We start from the raw sequence: 3,921 nt of genomic DNA on the forward strand, positions 1-3,921 counted from the left end.
CGACCACCTTCTTGGCGTCGGCGATTTCCGCCGGCGTTACGCGGATGCGGCGGGTGGACATGTTCGACCCATCGTAGAGGCGCGCGCAATCGATCACGGCCTTGTCGCCGCTTTCCTTAACCAGTGCAAGGATGCGGGCCGCGGCTTCCATGGCCTTTTCCTCCACGGCGGGGCGCATTAGAAAATCGTCGACCTTCTTGTATTTCTTGTCGGTGCCCCACTTGACGATCGGGGCATAGCTTCTTCTACTCATATCGGAATCCTTGTTTGACCTTTTTTCGGCAAACGGTGCCTGGGCGTGTTCTTTCTCCACGGAGCAATGCATTTTGTGTAGAAAGCCATCGAAAGCAACGTCTTTTTACCGTTTCTTGAATGGATCGACCGCCGAACGCCCGGGGCGTTGAAAACAAACCCGTAACGGATGCGTAACCGCCCCCCTTCTTCCCGCCCGCCTGAACAAGTATCCCAATGCCCGAATGGACTGTACAAATGCCGCAGCAAACCGTTTAATGGCCCCACTATGAATGCGAAAAACGTCCTGCCCCTCCTTTCCGCCGCCGCATGGGCCACCGCCCTCGCCGCCTCCGCCATGGATTTCACCGAACAAGGCGAATACCTTGGCTCGTCCGACTGCATCTCCTGCCACGAACGCTTCTACGAGCTCTGGAGCACCTCCCACCACGGCAAGGCGATGGAGGCCTTCAGCGTCTCCTTGGCCAAATCCCTGACGCCGATGACGGAGCCGATCATGATCGGCCAGGAAAAGTTCATCGTCGAGTTCGACGAACATGGCGGCATCCTCAAGGGGTTCTATCAAGACGGAACCGAGAAGGTCTGGCGGCTGCGCCACTCGTTCGGCGGCCGCAACGTGCGCTACTTCCTGATCCCGATGGATAAGGGCAAGCTTCAGGTGGCGCCGCTGGCCTACTATGTCCACCAAGGCCGCTGGTACGATGCGACGGCGAGCATGGTGCGCGACTTCCAGGACGACGGCCCCGCCGACGAAGCCGTGCATTGGACCGACCGCTCGCTCACCTTCAACACCTCCTGCCACGACTGCCACGTCAGCCAGCTCGAGAAAAACTACAACCCCGCCGACGACTCCTACACCACCACCTGGAAGGAGCCCGGCATCAACTGCGAAACCTGCCACGGCCCGGCCGAAGCCCACGTCCGCGAAGCCAAAGCCGCCGAGGCGCGCGGCGAGGAACTCAAATCCGACAACCTGAAACTGCTCCGCTTCCACGAGGATCTCGACATGGCCCAGCGCGACGCCACCTGCGGCCCCTGCCACGCCAAGGGCCAGGTTCTCACGCGCGATTTCACCCCCGGCGAACTCTTCTTCGACCACTACGACCTCACCTCCTACGAAGACCGCGACTTCTGGCCGGACGGCCGCGACCTCGGCGAGAACTACACCCAGACCGGCTGGATGGCCAACCAGTGCAACCTGAAAAGCCCCGGCACGCTCGAGTGCATCCACTGCCACACCTCCTCCGGACGCTTCCGCTTCAAGGACAATCCCAACCAGGCGTGCCTGCCCTGCCACGAAAAACGCGTTGAAAACATCCACCTCCACTCGCGCCACGCCGCCGAAACGGGCGTGACCTGCGTCGACTGCCACATGCCGACGACGGCGCAGGCCTACATGTCGCGCTCCGACCACACCTTCCGCCCCCCCTCGCCGGCGGCGACCCTCGAATTCGGTTCGCCCAACGCCTGCAACCTCTGCCACCACGACAAGGACGCGATGTGGGGCGACTACAAGGGGCACAAGAAAGAAGACGCCAAGTGGGCCGATCAACATGTGAAAGAATGGTTCGGCGAAGACTCCGGCGCCACGCTCCTCGAACAGGGCCGCATCATCCAGGCCTGCCGCAACTACGAGTGGGACAAGCTCCCCGAAATCCTGGCCTACCTCGAAAACCCGAACTGCGACCCCGCCAACAGCGTGGCGATCCTGCGCCTGCTCAACAACTGCCCGCGCCCCGAGAAATGGGCCGCCATCCGCAAACTGACCGGACACGAACATGAATGGGTCCGCGCCACCGCCGCCGCCTCGCTGCAGTACGACATGGCGCCCGAAACCACGAAAGCGCTGCTTCTGCTGGCCGCCGACCGCTACCGCACCGTGCGCATCCGCGCCGCCGGATCGCTGCTGACGCGCAATCTCGCGGGCTACACCGACGAAGAGCACGCCGCCTACGACCAGGCCCACGAGGAATACTGGAACTCGCTCATCATCTGGCCCGACCGCTGGAGCACGCACTACAACCAAGGCATCTACTACGACCGCATCGGCGAACCCGACAAATCGCTGGCCGCCTATGAAAAATCGATGGAGCTGCGCAACGACGTGATCCAACCGATGATCAATGCCGCGATGGTACACGCCCGCGCCGGAAACAGCACCAATGCCTACGAAATGCTGCGCCGCGCCCTCACGATCGAACCGAACGACCCGATGGTCAACTTCAACGTGGCCCTGCTCGAAGCCGAGTTCAACCGCCTCGACCAAGCCGCCACGCACCTGCGCACCGCCCTCAAGGCCGACCCCCAGATGGCCCAGGCCGCCTACAACCTCGGCGTCCTGCTCTGCCGCGACAACCTGGCCGAAGGCTTCAAGTGGCTCGAGTCCGCCGCCACCCTGGTGCCGGAAAACTGGAACTACACCTCCTCCTACCTCTTCTTCCTGCAACAGGCCAACCGCAGCGCGGAAGCCGAACCGTTCCTCTTGGCCGTCATCGCCACCGGTCGCGCCGACGCACAGACCTACTTTACGCTCGCCGGCAGCTACGAGCAGGAAGGCCGCCTTTCCGAGGCGCAGGAAATCTACCGGAAGGCCAAGCTCGCCAAGCATCTGCCGATGGATGCCAAGCGCTACGCCTCCCAAATGGAGCAACGGTTGCGGTAGCAAGTCCCGGGAGCCCGCCCCTCCCCGATGTTTTTATGTGGAAATTCATGAAAATGCTGATCGGGATCGGGTTGCTCCCGTTCTGCTGGGCGCTCTCGAAAGCCGTCTACGGTCTCTACTCGACCTCCGGCGGCCCATCGATGGCGGGCAACTGGGAAACCGCGGCCCTTCCAATCGGATTCATCCTTTGGGTGCTGGTCTTTTTCCTGATGCCCCGCCCCACCCGCACCTATGTGCTCGGCCATGAACTGACCCACGCCCTCTGGGCGCTGATGATGGGCGGCCGCGTCGGCAAGATGAAGGTCGGCGGCTCGGGCGGCCACGTGATGCTCTCGAAAACCAACTTCGCCATCACCCTCGCGCCGTACTTCTTCCCGTTCTACACCTTCATCGTGATCGGCGCCTACTACCTCGCCGGCCTCACCCTCGACGTGGAGCCCTATCGGGCCTGGTGGATGGGCGCGGTCGGCTTCACCTGGTCGTTCCACGTCACCTTCACCGTCAACATGCTGGCGCAACGTCAGCCCGACATCCAGGAACACGGCCGGATCTTCTCCTATGCGATCATCTACATCATGAACGTGCTCGTCATCGGCATCTGGATGGTGCTGGTCGGCGCCCCGCGGTTTTCCAGCTACTACCACCAAATCGCCAACGAAACAACCGCCGCCTACGGCGCCGCCGCCCAACACATCCTGTCGGCATGGGGATACGTGGCGGGACTGATTGCCAAAAGCAAAGCGTAGCCCCGGGCGAAACCTCCGCCGAAGGCCTGATACCCGATACACGAGAGAAATAATAACCCTAAATACGGGAATGGAACCGTGAATGTACGTTCATGAACATTTATATCGAAGAGGTTATAATAACTGCACCGATCCTCAGGACCGCGACTTTTATGTTCAATGAGGGAGGTGCCCGACAAGCCCCGCGCGCCGCCCTAAAAACGAGCAACACGGCCCAACCCCGACCCCGACACAAAAGACGCGATTGAACCATTGCCCCCA

General features: G+C 61.8%; 3 protein-coding genes. 2 read left to right on the forward strand and 1 reads right to left on the reverse strand.

What is annotated here, in order from left to right:
- On the reverse strand, nucleotides 1–253 hold a 253-nt coding region (locus ABYO54_RS14880), incomplete at its 3' end, for a hypothetical protein (protein WP_372809028.1).
- Between the two features lie 267 nt (nucleotides 254–520).
- Here ABYO54_RS14880 and ABYO54_RS14885 point away from each other — a divergent pair.
- Complete coding sequence (locus ABYO54_RS14885; RefSeq protein WP_372809029.1) at nucleotides 521–2,914, forward strand: ammonia-forming cytochrome c nitrite reductase subunit c552; 2,394 nt, start codon at nucleotides 521–523, stop codon at nucleotides 2,912–2,914.
- Between the two features lie 47 nt (nucleotides 2,915–2,961).
- Nucleotides 2,962–3,660 (forward strand): hypothetical protein, encoded by a 699-nt coding sequence (locus ABYO54_RS14890; protein ID WP_372809030.1) that lies wholly within the window; start codon nucleotides 2,962–2,964, stop codon nucleotides 3,658–3,660.
- Nucleotides 3,661–3,921 lie beyond the last annotated feature (261 nt).

It is taken from the genome of Pontiella sp. (genome assembly GCF_041622395.1).
Taxonomy (GTDB): domain Bacteria; phylum Verrucomicrobiota; class Kiritimatiellia; order Kiritimatiellales; family Pontiellaceae; genus Pontiella.